The sequence below is a fragment of the Nonomuraea sp. CA-141351 genome, assembly GCF_050944675.1.
Classification (GTDB): Bacteria; Actinomycetota; Actinomycetes; order Streptosporangiales; family Streptosporangiaceae; genus Nonomuraea.
Map to the genome: position 1 here is coordinate 10,600,199 of NZ_CP191982.1, position 12,859 is coordinate 10,613,057.

Annotated in this window: 17 protein-coding genes; 6 read left to right on the forward strand and 11 right to left on the reverse strand. The window is 69.4% G+C overall.

Features of this window, described 5'->3' with window-relative positions; genetic code table 11:
* Positions 1 to 18 precede the first annotated feature (18 nt).
* Positions 19 to 606: a GNAT family N-acetyltransferase gene (locus ACQPWU_RS49735; protein ID WP_433433429.1), complete on the forward strand. Its 588-nt coding sequence runs from the start codon at positions 19 to 21 to the stop codon at positions 604 to 606.
* Between the two features lie 73 nt (positions 607 to 679).
* Here the strand turns inward: ACQPWU_RS49735 and ACQPWU_RS49740 are convergent, their stop codons facing one another.
* The 6 genes from ACQPWU_RS49740 to ACQPWU_RS49765 form a co-directional block, all read right to left on the reverse strand.
* Complete coding sequence (locus ACQPWU_RS49740) at positions 680 to 1,048, reverse strand: YciI family protein (RefSeq protein ID WP_433433431.1); 369 nt, start codon at positions 1,046 to 1,048, stop codon at positions 680 to 682.
* A gap of 314 nt (positions 1,049 to 1,362) precedes the next feature.
* A complete protein-coding gene (locus tag ACQPWU_RS49745; protein WP_433433432.1) occupies positions 1,363 to 2,247 on the reverse strand; it encodes a hypothetical protein in 885 nt (294 codons plus the stop codon).
* A gap of 214 nt (positions 2,248 to 2,461) precedes the next feature.
* The gene (locus ACQPWU_RS49750) at positions 2,462 to 2,836 is read right to left on the reverse strand and encodes a VOC family protein (RefSeq protein ID WP_433433434.1); all 375 of its coding nucleotides are present in this window, start codon (positions 2,834 to 2,836) and stop codon (positions 2,462 to 2,464) included.
* 54 nt (positions 2,837 to 2,890) lie between these two features.
* A complete protein-coding gene (secA2, locus tag ACQPWU_RS49755) occupies positions 2,891 to 5,041 on the reverse strand; it encodes an accessory Sec system translocase SecA2 (protein ID WP_433433436.1) in 2,151 nt (716 codons plus the stop codon).
* A 187-nt stretch (positions 5,042 to 5,228) separates the two neighbouring features.
* Positions 5,229 to 6,092 (reverse strand): DMT family transporter, encoded by an 864-nt coding sequence (locus ACQPWU_RS49760; RefSeq protein WP_433433438.1) that lies wholly within the window; start codon positions 6,090 to 6,092, stop codon positions 5,229 to 5,231.
* 211 nt (positions 6,093 to 6,303) lie between these two features.
* Entirely contained in the window at positions 6,304 to 7,119 is an 816-nt protein-coding gene (locus ACQPWU_RS49765) for an SAM-dependent methyltransferase (RefSeq protein WP_433433440.1), read from the reverse strand.
* A gap of 152 nt (positions 7,120 to 7,271) precedes the next feature.
* On the opposite strand from ACQPWU_RS49765, the gene ACQPWU_RS49770 reads away from it, so the two are divergent.
* A complete protein-coding gene (locus ACQPWU_RS49770; RefSeq protein ID WP_433433441.1) occupies positions 7,272 to 7,616 on the forward strand; it encodes a PRC-barrel domain containing protein in 345 nt (114 codons plus the stop codon).
* Positions 7,617 to 7,673: 57 nt separating this feature from the next.
* Here ACQPWU_RS49770 and ACQPWU_RS49775 read toward each other — a convergent pair whose 3' ends face one another.
* Positions 7,674 to 8,270, reverse strand: coding sequence for a nucleotidyltransferase (locus ACQPWU_RS49775; protein ID WP_349455209.1), 597 nt, complete (start codon positions 8,268 to 8,270; stop codon positions 7,674 to 7,676).
* Between the two features lie 70 nt (positions 8,271 to 8,340).
* Between ACQPWU_RS49775 and ACQPWU_RS49780 the strand changes: the two genes are divergently transcribed.
* Positions 8,341 to 8,826: a DUF1360 domain-containing protein gene (locus ACQPWU_RS49780; protein ID WP_433433443.1), complete on the forward strand. Its 486-nt coding sequence runs from the start codon at positions 8,341 to 8,343 to the stop codon at positions 8,824 to 8,826.
* Between the two features lie 48 nt (positions 8,827 to 8,874).
* Here ACQPWU_RS49780 and ACQPWU_RS49785 read toward each other — a convergent pair whose 3' ends face one another.
* Positions 8,875 to 9,828: a TIGR03557 family F420-dependent LLM class oxidoreductase gene (locus tag ACQPWU_RS49785; protein WP_433433445.1), complete on the reverse strand. Its 954-nt coding sequence runs from the start codon at positions 9,826 to 9,828 to the stop codon at positions 8,875 to 8,877.
* A 70-nt stretch (positions 9,829 to 9,898) separates the two neighbouring features.
* Here ACQPWU_RS49785 and ACQPWU_RS49790 point away from each other — a divergent pair, with 70 nt between their 5' ends.
* The 3 genes from ACQPWU_RS49790 (at position 9,899) to ACQPWU_RS49800 (ending at position 10,805) form a co-directional block, all read left to right on the forward strand.
* Positions 9,899 to 10,048: a GPGG-motif small membrane protein gene (locus ACQPWU_RS49790; RefSeq protein ID WP_165959640.1), complete on the forward strand. Its 150-nt coding sequence runs from the start codon at positions 9,899 to 9,901 to the stop codon at positions 10,046 to 10,048.
* A 283-nt stretch (positions 10,049 to 10,331) separates the two neighbouring features.
* Positions 10,332 to 10,592 carry a hypothetical protein gene (locus tag ACQPWU_RS49795; protein ID WP_433433448.1) on the forward strand — a complete coding sequence of 87 codons (261 nt, stop codon included), beginning with the start codon at positions 10,332 to 10,334 and terminating at the stop codon, positions 10,590 to 10,592.
* A 12-nt stretch (positions 10,593 to 10,604) separates the two neighbouring features.
* Positions 10,605 to 10,805, forward strand: a complete 201-nt coding sequence (locus tag ACQPWU_RS49800) for a hypothetical protein (protein ID WP_433433449.1) — start codon at positions 10,605 to 10,607, stop codon at positions 10,803 to 10,805.
* Here the strand turns inward: ACQPWU_RS49800 and ACQPWU_RS49805 are convergent.
* Genes ACQPWU_RS49805 through ACQPWU_RS49815 form a run of 3 tightly spaced genes read right to left on the reverse strand, consistent with a single transcriptional unit; the run spans position 10,802 to position 12,770 of the window.
* The gene (locus ACQPWU_RS49805; protein WP_433433451.1) at positions 10,802 to 11,533 is read right to left on the reverse strand and encodes a metallophosphoesterase family protein; all 732 of its coding nucleotides are present in this window, start codon (positions 11,531 to 11,533) and stop codon (positions 10,802 to 10,804) included. The genes ACQPWU_RS49800 and ACQPWU_RS49805 overlap by 4 nt on opposite strands.
* Positions 11,526 to 11,774: a BON domain-containing protein gene (locus tag ACQPWU_RS49810; RefSeq protein WP_433433453.1), complete on the reverse strand. Its 249-nt coding sequence runs from the start codon at positions 11,772 to 11,774 to the stop codon at positions 11,526 to 11,528. The genes ACQPWU_RS49805 and ACQPWU_RS49810 overlap by 8 nt, the downstream gene beginning before the upstream one ends.
* Positions 11,775 to 11,819: 45 nt before the next feature.
* Positions 11,820 to 12,770: a DNA topoisomerase IB gene (locus tag ACQPWU_RS49815; protein WP_433433455.1), complete on the reverse strand. Its 951-nt coding sequence runs from the start codon at positions 12,768 to 12,770 to the stop codon at positions 11,820 to 11,822.
* Between the last annotated feature and the right edge of the window lie 89 nt (positions 12,771 to 12,859).

The window sequence follows — 12,859 nt, forward strand, 5'->3', positions numbered from 1 at the left end:
CTCTCTAGAGTTGCCGCCATGACCGCGAAGCTGCCTGCGCCTGTAGTGCTCGAGAACGACGTCGTCCGGCTCGAGCCGCTCACCCTTGACCACATTCCCGACCTGTTCGCCGCCGGCGGCGGGGACGAGGAGCTCTGGCGCTGGCTGCCCATCTCCGCACCGCGCTCCGAGGAGGAGCTGGCGAAGGTCGCCCTCGGCCTGGTGTCGGACGACCAGCACGTTCCCTTCGCCGTGGTGGTCAAGGAGAGCGGGCGGGCCGTGGGCTGGACCACGTACGGCGACGTGCCGGGCTTCGACGAGAGCATCGAGATCGGCTGGACGTGGTACGGCCGGGAGGTGTGGCGTACGGCCGTGAACACCAGCTGCAAGCTCCTGCTCATCGATCACGCGTTCGGGCTCGGCTACAACCGGGTCCTGCTCAAGACCGACAACCTCAACCTCAGGTCGCAGAACGCGATCAAGCGGATCGGCGGCCTGCACGAGGGCACCCTGCGACGGCACCGCAGGCGGCCGGACGGCACCTGGCGCGACACGGTCTGTTTCGGCATCCTCGAAGAGGAATGGCCGGAGCACCGGGCCCGCCTGACGCGCTCCGCCCTCGCGTGATCGGCCGGCGACAAGCGGATAGCGGCATGTGAAACTCATCGGGGATGTCAGGAACTCCTCACTCACCGCTCGCTCAGTCCTCGGGCGTGCCCGCGAAGACCACCGGGCGCACCTCGATGCCGAGGCCCTCCACGCCGGCGTCGGGGATCATCGCGGCCAGTTCCAGGGCGCGCTCTCTGCTGTCGCATTCGACCAGGTAGTAGCCGCCGAGGTACTCCTTGGCCTCGAGATACGGCCCGTCGGTGACCGCCGGAACGCCGCCCCGGACCCGGACCACGGCGCTCTTCGACGGGTCGTCCAGCGCGGCGGTGCCGATCATCTCTCCGGACTTCTTGATGGTCTCCATGAACGCGCCGTGGCCGCTCATCACCTCGTTGCGCTCCTCCTCGGTCAGCGCGTCCCAGATATGCGGATTCATGTGCATGATCAACAGGAATTTCACGTCGTCTCCCTCGATGGTCGGGCGGCGCACCCGGAGGCGCCGTTCGGCAATGAGTCGGAGCCGATGCCGCGTTCTTGACATCCTCCTGGCGCCCGGCCGCAAAAGAGTGGCGGCTGTTTCCGAAGGGCGCCTCACCTGGGCGTGCCGTATGCGTGAGCCTTCCGCACTTCGGGGCGTACGCTGTCGTCACCGTGGCTCAGGCGACCGAACGCCTCGGATTCCACACGGTCGGAGCGGTGTGTCCCGGTGCTGCTGGAGCAGCAGGTGGGCCGCTCGGGACGCGGGGACCGGCGCCGAGGGTGAAGGCTGGGAAGTCAGCTGACCTCGGAGGTCGCCGAGACCGGGCGCGGCGCCGGCTTGGCATCCACCGGGGCCGGGCGGGAGTGGTCGGGGGCGAGGCGGCCGAGGGTGATCGTGCCGCCGATGGTGAGCGCGCTCGCCAGGATGGCTGGGATCGCGGTGGAAGGGCTGGTCGGCAGGGGTTCGCCGAGGAGGATCGCGCCGGCGAGGACCGAGGTGATGGGGTCGATGACCTGTACGCCGGCGTACGCGATGCCGAAGTACCCCACCGCGTACGAGCGCTGCAGCAGCACGACCGCGCAGACCAGCAGCACGGGCACGGCGACCGTGAACCAGTGCAGCAACCGCCCCCAGTCGCCCTGCATGCCCCCGCCGACCACCCGCACGAACGTGGATACGCTCGCCGTCACCGCACCCGCGCCGACCGCCAGCAGCAACGCCCGGCTCGGGCCCTGGACGCGGGTCGCGGCCAGCTGGGTGACCAGGACGATGAGCCCGATCACGGCCAGGAAGCCGAGCGCGGCGCCGTCGCTCAACCTGGGCGTCACGTTGTGCTGCGGGACCAGGAGCATGAGCCAGAGCAGGCCGACGGCCACCGCGATGGACCCGAGGATCTCCCCCTTGTACGGCTTGCGCCCGTACATGAACGCGGCCAGCGGCACGGCGAACACCAGCGTGGCGACGCTGATCGGCTGGACGGCCACCAGCGGGGCGAGGCTGAGCGCTACGGCGTGCAGGCAGGCGCCCGTGAAGCCGATGACACCACCGATCCACCAGCGAGGACGTCTGACCAGCTTCAGGGAGGCGCCCTCGGCCACGGCCTCGTACTGTTGCAGTGCCGCGCCGAGCGCGTATCCCAGCGCTCCCACCAGGGCGACTACCAGGCCGACCCAGGTCATCGTCGCCCGCGCCGGGGCATGGATCCTTCCAAAAGCATTGCTCTAGCTTATGGGCCAAGCGAAGTGGGCGAATCATACTTTCGGTGGATCATCCCACCGAATGACGTTCCTGACCGGGACCTACATGTGGCCTCTTGTTCCAGATGGCTGCCCGGACGGGATGCCGAGGCGGCGACCGCTGCGGACGGCGGTCGCCGCACTCCTCGGCCAAGGGTCAGGACCGCTCGGGACAGACGCAGAACAGGTGACCGTCCGGGTCCTGCAGGACGATCCAGCCGACGCCGTCCTCCGTGATCCCCGGCTGGAACTCCGGTTTCGTGGCCCCCAGCGCGATGTACTCCTCCACCGCCTTCTCCACGTCCGGCACCCTGAAGTCCAGGTGGAACTGCTTGTCCGGGCTCGGCCACGTCACCGGCTTGCGATCGGGGACCCGGCCGAAGTAAATGCTCCTCGTCCCGTCCCCGATGGCCGCGTATTCGTCCTCCGAGTACTGGATCTCCCACCCGGTGATCTCGTGGTAGAACTCGGCCAGCTTCTTCGGCTCCGCGCAGTCGATGGTGACCGCCAGGAGTTTCGCCTTCGTTGTCATGGGTCCAGCCTTCCAGCCGTACCTGCCATCCTCCGTCAGGTACGGGGAGGCGGATCATCCGCGCCGGGTGGCCGTCTTGACGCGCTTGAGAATCCTGTCCCACTCCGTGCCGAACGGGTTGTCCTGCACCAGGTACGTCCACGTCGCCGTCGGCCGCTGCAGATTGGGCTCGGGCGCCTCGAAGGACTCCAGCGAGCGCCGCTCCACCTCGGCCAGCAGCGACTTGTACTCCGCCACCGCCTCGCGGTGGAACTCGTCGACCGGGCTCATCCGGCCCAGCGCGCGCAGGTGGATGCCCTCGCGGAGGTCCGTCAGGAACGCCAGGTGCTCGGTCCAGCAGCGGTCGATGGCGTGCAGGACGATCTGGCGGGCCGTCTCGTCCCTGGTGTCCTCCGGCAGGGACTCCCAGCGTTCGGGGTCGGCCGAGGACAGGGCCTTGGAGGCGGCGTCGCCGTGCAGGACCTTGTCGCGCCACTCCAGGATGAGCTCCCGCTGGTGCTCCAGGAGGCGGGTGTAGCGCCAGGTGTTGCGGTGGATCTCCAGGTTGACCCCCTCGGCGACGCGCTGGGCGTGGCCCACGAGGTACGCGCCGCGCCGGTGGCGGACGATGCCGTCCGCGTCGGCGGCGGGCGGGCGCTCGTCGGGGACGAACTGGGTGATCAGGTCGTCCTGCGTGCTGACGAAGAAGACCGAGCCGCCCGGGTCGCCCTGGCGGCCGGCGCGGCCGCGGAGCTGGTCGTCGAGGCGGCTGCTGGCGTGGCGGCCCGAGCCGATCACGTACAGGCCGCCCAGCTCGGCGACGCCCTCCCCCAGGCGGATGTCGGTGCCGCGCCCGGCCATCTGCGTGGAGACGGTGATGGCGTCGCGCTCGCCGGCCTTGGCGATGATCGCGGCCTCTTCGGCGTCGTTCTTGGCGTTGAGCACGACCGGCTCCATGCCACGGCGCTGGAGCAGCTTGGCGAGATTCTCCGACTCGGCGACGTCGAGCGTGCCGATGAGGATGGGCCGGCCGGTGGCGTGGGCCTCCTGGATCTCCTCGACCAGCGCGGCGTCCTTGTCGGGCACGGTCGGGTAGATGCGGTCCGGCTCGTCCTCGCGCACGCACGGGCGGTTGGGCGGGATGACCGCGACCTTGAGGCCGTAGAACTCGCCGAGTTGCTCGCTGACGGCCACGGCCGTGCCGGTCATGCCGCAGATCTCCGGATAGCGGCGGATCAGGCCCTGCACGGTGATCGAGTCGAGGATCTCGCCCTTCTCGCTCGGCGGCAGCGCCTCCTTGGCCTCCACGGCCGCCTGAAGGCCGTCGGGCCAGCGCTGGAGCAGCGCCACCCGGCCGCGCGAGGGATTGATCAGCTGGACCTTGCCGTCGCGCACGATGTAGTCGACGTCGCGGGCGAGCAGCGCGTGGGCGTGCAGGGCCAGGTTGAGCTCGATGAGCGTGCCCGGCTCGTGCTCGTCGTAGAGCTCGACGCCGAGGAGGTTCTCGACGCTGTCGGCGCCCTTGGGGGTGAGGTAGACGTTGCGGGCCTGCTCGTCGATCTCGTAGTGGTAGCCGCGTACGAGCTGCCTGACCAGCGCCGCCATCTCCGGCACCGCGCTGCCCGGATCGGTCGATCCGGCCATCACGAGTGGCACGCGGGCCTCGTCGACCAGCACCGAGTCGGCCTCGTCGACCAGCGCCACCTCGGGCGCGGGCACGATGATCTCGCCGGGGCCGGTACGGAGCCGGTCGCGCAGCACGTCGAACCCGATCTCGCTGACGGGCCCGTACGTGACGTCCTTCGCGTACGCCTCGCGCCGCTCGTCCGGCGAGGAGTTCTGCCCGATCCAGCCCACGCTGACGCCGAGCGCCTCGTAGAACGGCCCCATCCACTCGGCGTCGCGCTTGGCCAGGTAGTCGTTCACCGAGATCACATGGACGTGCTTGCCCTGCAACGCGTAGCCGGCCGCGGCCATGGCGCCGGAGAGCGTCTTGCCCTCGCCGGTGGCCATCTCGGCGACCTTCCCGTCGAGGAGGGCAAGCGTTCCGAGCAACTGCACGTCGTACGGCCGCAGCCCCAGCGTCCTGTCGGCGGCCTCGCGTGCGATGGCGCAGAACTCGGCCAGATCGTCCATCGTGGGCTCGGGCAGCTCGTCGAGCTCGCGCAACCGCTCCGCCCGATCGTCAGCCGCCTTGACGATCTTGAGGTAGGGGGTCAGGGGCACCCCACCTGGACGATCCAGGAGGTTCCTGAGAATTCCCTTTATTGAGGCCACAGTTCCTCCAACGCACGCTTCGCTGACACCGTTCCCTCTTTCAAGGGAGGGGAGCGGAGCGACGATACGACACGCGTCGCCGTACCGGACCTTAACTCATCCGGCGCGCTGTGCCGTCACATCGCTCGCGCCCGAGTCACCCGGATTCAGCGCGTACGGCGAGAACTGCGACGGCCGCCAGCAGCAGCCCGCACCCCGACCAGGCGAGAGGCGTGAGCCGCTCGCCGAACAGCACCACGCCGAGCAGCGCCGCACCCACGGCCTCGCCGAGCGAGATGATCGACACCGTGGTCGCGCGGAGCGCGGTGAGCGCGCTGAAGAACAGGCCGTAGGCGAGGGCGGTCGGCACCGCGCCCAAGTAGAGCAGCAGTGACACCGACGCCGCGCTCACATCCGGCACCACCCCTTCCACCAGCGCGAACGGCGCCAGGCACACCGCGCCGACCACGAACCCGCCGATCGCCACGCCCTGCGGGTCGTCATCCTTGTGCCGCCTGGAGTAGAGCGTGACCCCGGCGTATCCGGCGGCCGAGGCCAGGGCGGAACCGATGCCGGCGACGGATGAGGTGCCGGCCTGTAGTGCGGTCTCGCCGGCGAGGAGGACGAGCCCGGCCAGGGCCGCGGCGAGAGCGGTGAGCGCGACGCGGCCGAGCGGCTCGCGCAGGAGGAAGCGGCTGCCCAGGGCGGTGAAGACGGGCGTGGCGCCCATCGTCACCACGGTCGCGACGGCCACGCCCGAGTGGGCGATCGAGGCGAAGTACGCCGTCTGGTAGACGGCCATCCCGGCCCCCACCAGCAGGACCCGCCCGTTGACGACGACGGGTCTGCGGGTGAGGACGAGGAGGAAGGCGGCGCCGAGGAGGTAGCGCCACAGGGAGACGCCGGCGGGGCCGAGGCCGCCGGTCTGGAAGAGCAGCGAACCGGCGGCGCCGCCCGTCCCCCAGGCGGTCGCGGCCACGGACGCGTAAAGGGCGCCCCGCCGGGCGGAGACATGGGTCATGACAGGAGTTCTCCGGATGGAGTGGTTGGAATGGGCCCGGTCTGCGGGCAGCAACCACCCCCGGATCGGTCAGACCCGGAAATTTCAGGAAATGCCGCCCGCTACAGGGCGGGGGGCGGGGAGCAGATCAAACGTCGCGGCACGCCGCCCACCCTAGCGCCCCCGGTGATCCGCCGTACTCCGGCCGGTGTCCTCAGCGGCGGGTGACGCTCTAGGGTTTGCGGGCCACGCCGCCCATCAGGAGTTCCTCCCAGGTCGCGAGCGGGCCGGGGATGCGCTCGTCGGGACGCCATTCGGGAAAGTGCACCAGTCCGGGCTCCACCAGCACCAGCCCGTCGAAGAACGCGGTGATGGACTCCCGGTCGCGGAAATGGCCGGTGCCCATGGTGGCTTGCAGCATGGCCTCCAAGGCCCGGGCCTTGGGGTTGGCCGAGGCGAGCATGTTGGAGGCGGCGAGGTAGCTGTCCTTCGGCAGTGCGGACATGTACCGCCTGACCAGCCCGTGCGGGTCCTCACGATCCGAGAAGAGATGGAGCAGGCCGACGATCAGGATCGCCGTGGGCTGCGACAGGTCGATCAGGCGGCGCAGCGACGGGTGGCCGAGCACCGCGTCCACGTCCCGGACGTCGGCGGTGATGGCCTCGGTGTACGGGTTGCCGTTCAGCAGGGCGCGGGCGTGCGGCTCGACCATGGGGTCGATGTCGACATAGACCACCCTGGTCCTGGGGTCGGCGAACTGCGCCACCTCATGGGTGTTCTCCACCGTGGGCAGCCCGGCGCCCAGGTCGATGATCTGCCTGATCCCGGCCTCGCGGATCAGGAAGTCCACCACCCTGCCGACGAAGGCGCGGTTGCACCAGACGAGATCCACCACTTCGGGCACCGCGTCCTTCAGCTTGCGCGCCACCGAGCGGTCAGTGCCGAAGTTCTCCAGGCCGCCGAGGAGCGCGTCGTGCACGCGGGCCACGCTCGGCTGCGTCGGATCGACCCCGGGAGGAGCCCACTCGTACTCATTGTCGAGACTCATCCCGCCCCCTTCGACAGGTTGTGACCGGGATCGTAGCCGAGGACCGGCCCAGGCCGCCGGACGGCGAGTGCTTTGCCAGGGGTTTACGCGGCCCTGTCCGGGTAGCGGGAGCGTGCCCGAGAAAGACGGAAGAAGAGAGGGAGAGAGCCCTCATGGAGCTCTGGAACTATCGACCTGACGTCTACGACCGCGGCCAGCCGTTGGACCTCATCGGCTACCACGTCCAGGCGACCGACGGGAAGATCGGGAGCGTCGACGAGGCGACGTACGAGGTCGGCGAGAGTTACATCATCGTCGACACCGGTCCTTGGATCTTCGGTAAGAAGGTCATGCTCCCGGCACAGGTCGTCACGAGCATCGACCCTCAGGAGCGCAACGTGCACGTGGCGCGCACCAAAGCCGAGATCAAGGACGCGCCTGAGTTCGACGAAGGCACGTTCAAGGAACCCGAGTACCGGACGCGGATAGGGGACTACTACGGCCGGTACACGCCGTAACTTCCGTGCCATGAAAGGAGGGCCGCGCCCCATCGGGGGCGCGGCCCTCCCCATGTATCACGGCCACTTCGGGTCGCCCAGCGGCTCGATCGGCCCCTTCAGCACGTCCAGCCGTTCCAGGAGCGTGAGGAACGTCATCGCGTACGGCGAGTCCTGGAGCACGGCGGCCACGCGCGGCCAGTCGACCTGCTCGCGCAGCGCGCGCACCTGGGCCAGCAGCGCCCCGTAGTCGCAGGCGTGCTCCGACAGCGGCAGCAGCCATGTGATGACCAGATCGGTGGCCTCCAGTACGGGAACGATCACCGCGGAGGCCTTCAGCGGCTCGGCGCGGTCGAGCAGCTCATCGGTGATCGGCAGGTCGGACACCCGGTAGATGAGGTCCACCAGGCGTCCCTCGTCATACGCCTTGACGAGCCAGTCCTCCGGCGGCTTGGCCGTCTGGAAGCCCAGCTCGCGCAGCGCTTCAAGCGCGGCCGGCACGTCATGCTCCGTGAGCACGAAGTCCACGTCGTGCAACGACGGCGCGGCACCCCGCGCGTACGCGGCGCACCCACCGGCCAGCGCGAATTTCACTCCGGCATCCTTCAGCCCGGAGCTGGCACGCTTGAGCGTGTCGAGGATGGCGTCAGTGACCGCGTGGCCGTGGCTAGTCATGTTTTCGGGCTACCCAAACGATCGTCAACTAGACGTTGGACGGCGGTGCGTGAGGGTAGCGCCAGGAGCTATGACCGAAATCCTCGAGAAGACCGAACAGAACTATGAGGGCGAGCACGACCGGCCGCTCCGCGGGTACGTCCGCATACTCGGGGCCTACGGCGGCACGGTCGCGGTCGCCGCTACCGCGTCGATGCTGGCCGGGCGCCGGGTTCCCGATCACGTCGGGGTGATGGACCTGCTGCTCATGGCGGCGTGCACGCACAAGGTGTCGCGGCGGCTGTCCAAGGATCCCGTCACCAGCCCGCTCCGCGCGCCGTTCACCCGGTACGAGGGGCAGGGCGGCCCCGCCGAGGTGGACGAGGAGCCGCGCGGCGCGGTGGGCGAGTTGCTGGCCTGCCCGTTCTGCCTGGCCCAGTGGGTGGCCACCGCGTACGCCGCGGGCCTGGTGCTGGCGCCCAGGGTCACCCGGATCGTGGGCGCGACGATGACCGCGGTGGCGATCTCGGACTGGCTGCAGCTCGCCTACGCCAAGCTCATGAAGTCCGCCGGCTAATGGACGCTGCTGACGGACGCGGCTGACGGACGCCCCCGGCAGATGCCCCTAACGGACCCTCGGCAGGACCTCGCGCTCGTAGAAGTCGAAGAACGCGTCCTGCTCGTTCCCGATCTGGTTGACGTAGACCTCGTCGAAGCCCGCGTCCACGTACTGCATGATGGCCCGCGCATGGACGTCGGGGTCGGGGCCGACCGGGCTGCCGTTCACGGCCTCGTCCTCGGTCACCATCTGCGCGAGCTGCTCGAAGTGTCGCGGCAGCGGCAGGAGCTGCGAGGCCTCGCCCTTGATCCCCTGTGTGGGCCACAGCCGGTGCACGGTCTTGCGGGCAGCCGACTCGTCGGCGGCGTAGCAGGCCTTGAGCCCGCCGAGCGCCGGCTTGCCCTCGCCGCCCGCGACGCGGAACGCCCGTACGGAGTCCGCGTCCGGCGCGGTCGAGATGTACCCGTCCGCCAGCCGCCCGGCGAGCTGAATGGACTTCCGGCCGAACCCCGACATGAAGATGGGCGGCGGATCGTCGGGCAGCGTGTAGAGCCTGGCGGTGTCCACGTTGTAGTGGCGGCCCCTGTGCGTGACCAGCTTGCCGGTGAACAGCTCGCGGATCAGCCTGACCGCCTCCTCCAGCATCTCCAGCCGCTCGTTGACCGGGGGCCAGCGCGAGTCCACGATGTGCTCGTTGAGTGCCTCACCGGTGCCCACGCCGAGCCGGAAGCGGCCGCCGGTCAGCGCCGCCGTGGTGGCCGCGGCCTGGGCGATGATCGCGGGGTGCGTGCGGACGAGCGGGCAGGTCACGGCGGTGGTGATCGGCAGAGACGTCGCCTCGGCCACGGCGCCGATGACAGACCAGACGAACGGGGCCTGTCCCTGCTCGTCCAGCCATGGGTGGAAGTGATCGGATATCCAGAGGGCCTCGAAGCCGGCGCGCTCGGCGGCCTTGGCCTGCCGGACCAGCTCTTTCGGGCCGTGTTCCTCACAAGACAGGAAATAACCGAAGGTCGTCATGCGAATTCCCTGCCCTTTAGTCAGGGGAAAAACATGTTATGTAACTCCTCCTGAGGGCAGCAGCAGGTCTATGGCTACTTTGCTCTGGATCATCGCGGTAATACTCGTCATCTCCGGGATCTACGTGATCCTGGCCAGGCGCGACCTCCTCTGGGGGATCGTGCTCATCGTACTCGGATTCCTGGTCGGACCTGGTGGGGTCAGTATCTTCAATGTGTAGGTGAGCCGCTCCCCAGGGCATGGGGAGCGGGGTGAACAAATATCCGCCGTTCAGCCGATTCGAAACGGGCGCGGCCTCGGCAGGAGTACGGAACAACTCGCGCGCTAGCGACATCGCATGCGTAGCGAGGCCTTACTCGACGAGGCGACCGCCCGGCTCGCGACACAGCTGAACATCCGCCCCGGTGAGGCCGCCGCACAGCTCGCCCGGATGGCGCAGCACAGCGGACTCGACCTGATCGAGGTCGCCAAGGGGCATCGAGCGCCCGCGGGAGGCGCTCGCCATGCCCGCCCAGGTATCCGGGATGCTGGAAGCCGTCCACCCCTCGGCCCTCTATCACACCCCCGTCAAAGACTCTCGGGGCCGCGTGGTGGACTTCCGCATCCTGGCGCCAACCGGCACGCCAAGACCGTGCCGGGACGACCCGCCGGCGAGCTGGCCGGAGACGGCCAGCCCCGGCGTGGCCGGCTCCGGGCTGCTCGACGACTACATCGCCGTGTACGAGACCGGCGAGCCGGTGTACCGGGGAGTACCTGGACGTTGACTGGCCCAGGACGTGACCAAGAACCGCCGCAGAGAGCGGGCGCCGGCGGTGGCGCACGAGCAGGGCACGGAGGACGGCACGGAGGCCCTGATCCACGCGGCGCACTCGTGCGCCGGGGAGGATCCCGAGGAGATCATCGCCTGCGTGCTCAAGCGGCTGGGCGGGGAGAACGCCGAGGACGTCATATGCCTGACAGCCGCGAAGATCCTCTAGAAGCCGCTCTCGCAGTCGAGGCAGTAAACCGCGTAGGCCCGCCCCAGGACCGGCAGCGCGACGTTACGCACCCTGATACCGCCCGGCGTCATGCCCTTCTCACTGCCCTTGTGTGCGTGCCCGTGCAGGATCAGGTCGGCGCCCGCCGTGTCGACCGCCTCCGCCAGCAGGTAGCTGCCCAGGAACGGGTAGATCTCGGGCGGCTCGCCCTCCAGCGTCTCCTTGATCGGGGAGTAGTGCGACAGCACCACGCGCTTCTCGGCCACGATCTCCTTCAGCGCGACCTTCCACGACTCGGCGATGTAGCGGGTGTGGGCCACGAAGTTCTTGATCTCGCGCTCGCCGAACTCGCTGGCGCACTTGCCCGCGAACCCGCCGCCGAACCCCTTCCCGCCGACCACTCCAAGCTTCCTGTCGCCACACTGAACGACGGCGCCGTCGTCGTCCAGCACGACGACGCCGGCGTCGCGTAGCTCCCCGGCGATCTCGTACTGCAGGTCCGAGTGGTAGTCGTGGTTGCCGAGCACCGCGACGACGGGGATCGGCAGGCCGCGCAGCTCGTCGGCCACGACCCGGCCCTCTTCCAGAGTGCCGTGCCTGGTCAGGTCGCCCGCCAGCATGAACACGTCCGCGCGCTCCTCGATGCCCCCCAGCTTCTTGCGGTACTGGCCTCTGTCGTCCTCCCCCAGGTGGATGTCTCCGACGGCTGCGATACGCAGGTCAGTCAAGACGCTCATCCTCCCCCGGCTCGTTGGCCTCCACGACCTTGATCTCGTTGTGCAGGTGGAGCTCGGGTGCGGCTTCGTGCGCCACTTGGCCGAGCCGCTCGCGCTGCCCGGCGCCGCTCACCTGGCCGCGCAGGAAGAGCTGGTCACCTCGTATGTCGACGCGAATTCCGAGCTCGTGCGTGCGTCCGTCCTCGGCCAGCGCCTGCTGGACGCGGGCCGCGACGTACTGCGGAGCTTCCATCGCTCGCCTCCTTCTTCTGTCGCCGCATGCCCGGGGAAAAACAGCTCAAACGGCGCGGACGAGGTCGATGACCGCCTGTTCCACCGTGCCCGCCGTGGCCAGTTGCCCGAAGTCGGCGTCCGCGCCCAGCTCGGTCAGCACGGCCGCGATGGTCCTGCCCTGGTCGTACGCCTCGACCACGCGCGGGTCCACGTACGACGCCCTTGCCACGGTGGGGGTGTTCCCCAGGTACTCGGCGACCTCCCGCATGACCCGGGCGACCGCCCGCTTCTTCTGGCCGGCGGGCTTGGACACCGCCAGGCCCACCGCGGCCAGGACGGTGGCGTGCCAGGTGCGGAAGTCCTTGGCGGTGACCTCGTACCCGATGATCTCCCGCAGGTAGCCGTTGATGTCCTCGCTCCTGATGTCGGCCCAGCCGCCCGCGTGCCGGTAGCGCAGCAGCTCGCCCTCGGCGCCGAGCGCCTTGAGCGCCCTGAGCACCTTGCACGCCGCGGGATCGGCCACCTCGACCTCCCGCAGGGCGTCCCCTTTGGCCTGGTACGAGCACGTGACGATGCCGTTGGCGCAGGTGACGTGCTCCATCCTGAGCGTGGTCAGCCCGTAGGTGTCGTAGCTCTCGCCGCCGATGCGGAAGAAACCGATGTCGAGCAGGCGGGCGGCGGCGGCCAGCACCCGCTGCCTGGTCAGGCCGCGCCCCTCGAGCTGGTCGTCCACGGTCTTCCTGAACGCCGGCAGCCGTTCGGCCACCTCGAGCACCCGGTCGAACTTGGCCTGGTCCTGCTGCTCGCGCCACAGGTCGTGATAGCGGTACTGCCTGCGCCCGGCCGCGTCCGTGCCCACGGCCTGCAGGTGGCCGCGGGGCGACCGGCAGATCCACACGTCGGTCCAGGCCGGGGGGATGGCGAGCGCCTTGATCCGGTCCAGCGTGGCGCGGTCGCGCACCGGACGCCCGTCAGGACCCTGATAGCTGAAACCGCGCCCGCGGCGCTTCCGCACGATCCCTGGCTCACTCTGGTCACTGGGATGCAGCTCGGGCACGGAAGGTCGCTACCCCTGACGTTAGGCGACAAACAGGACGGGCAGGT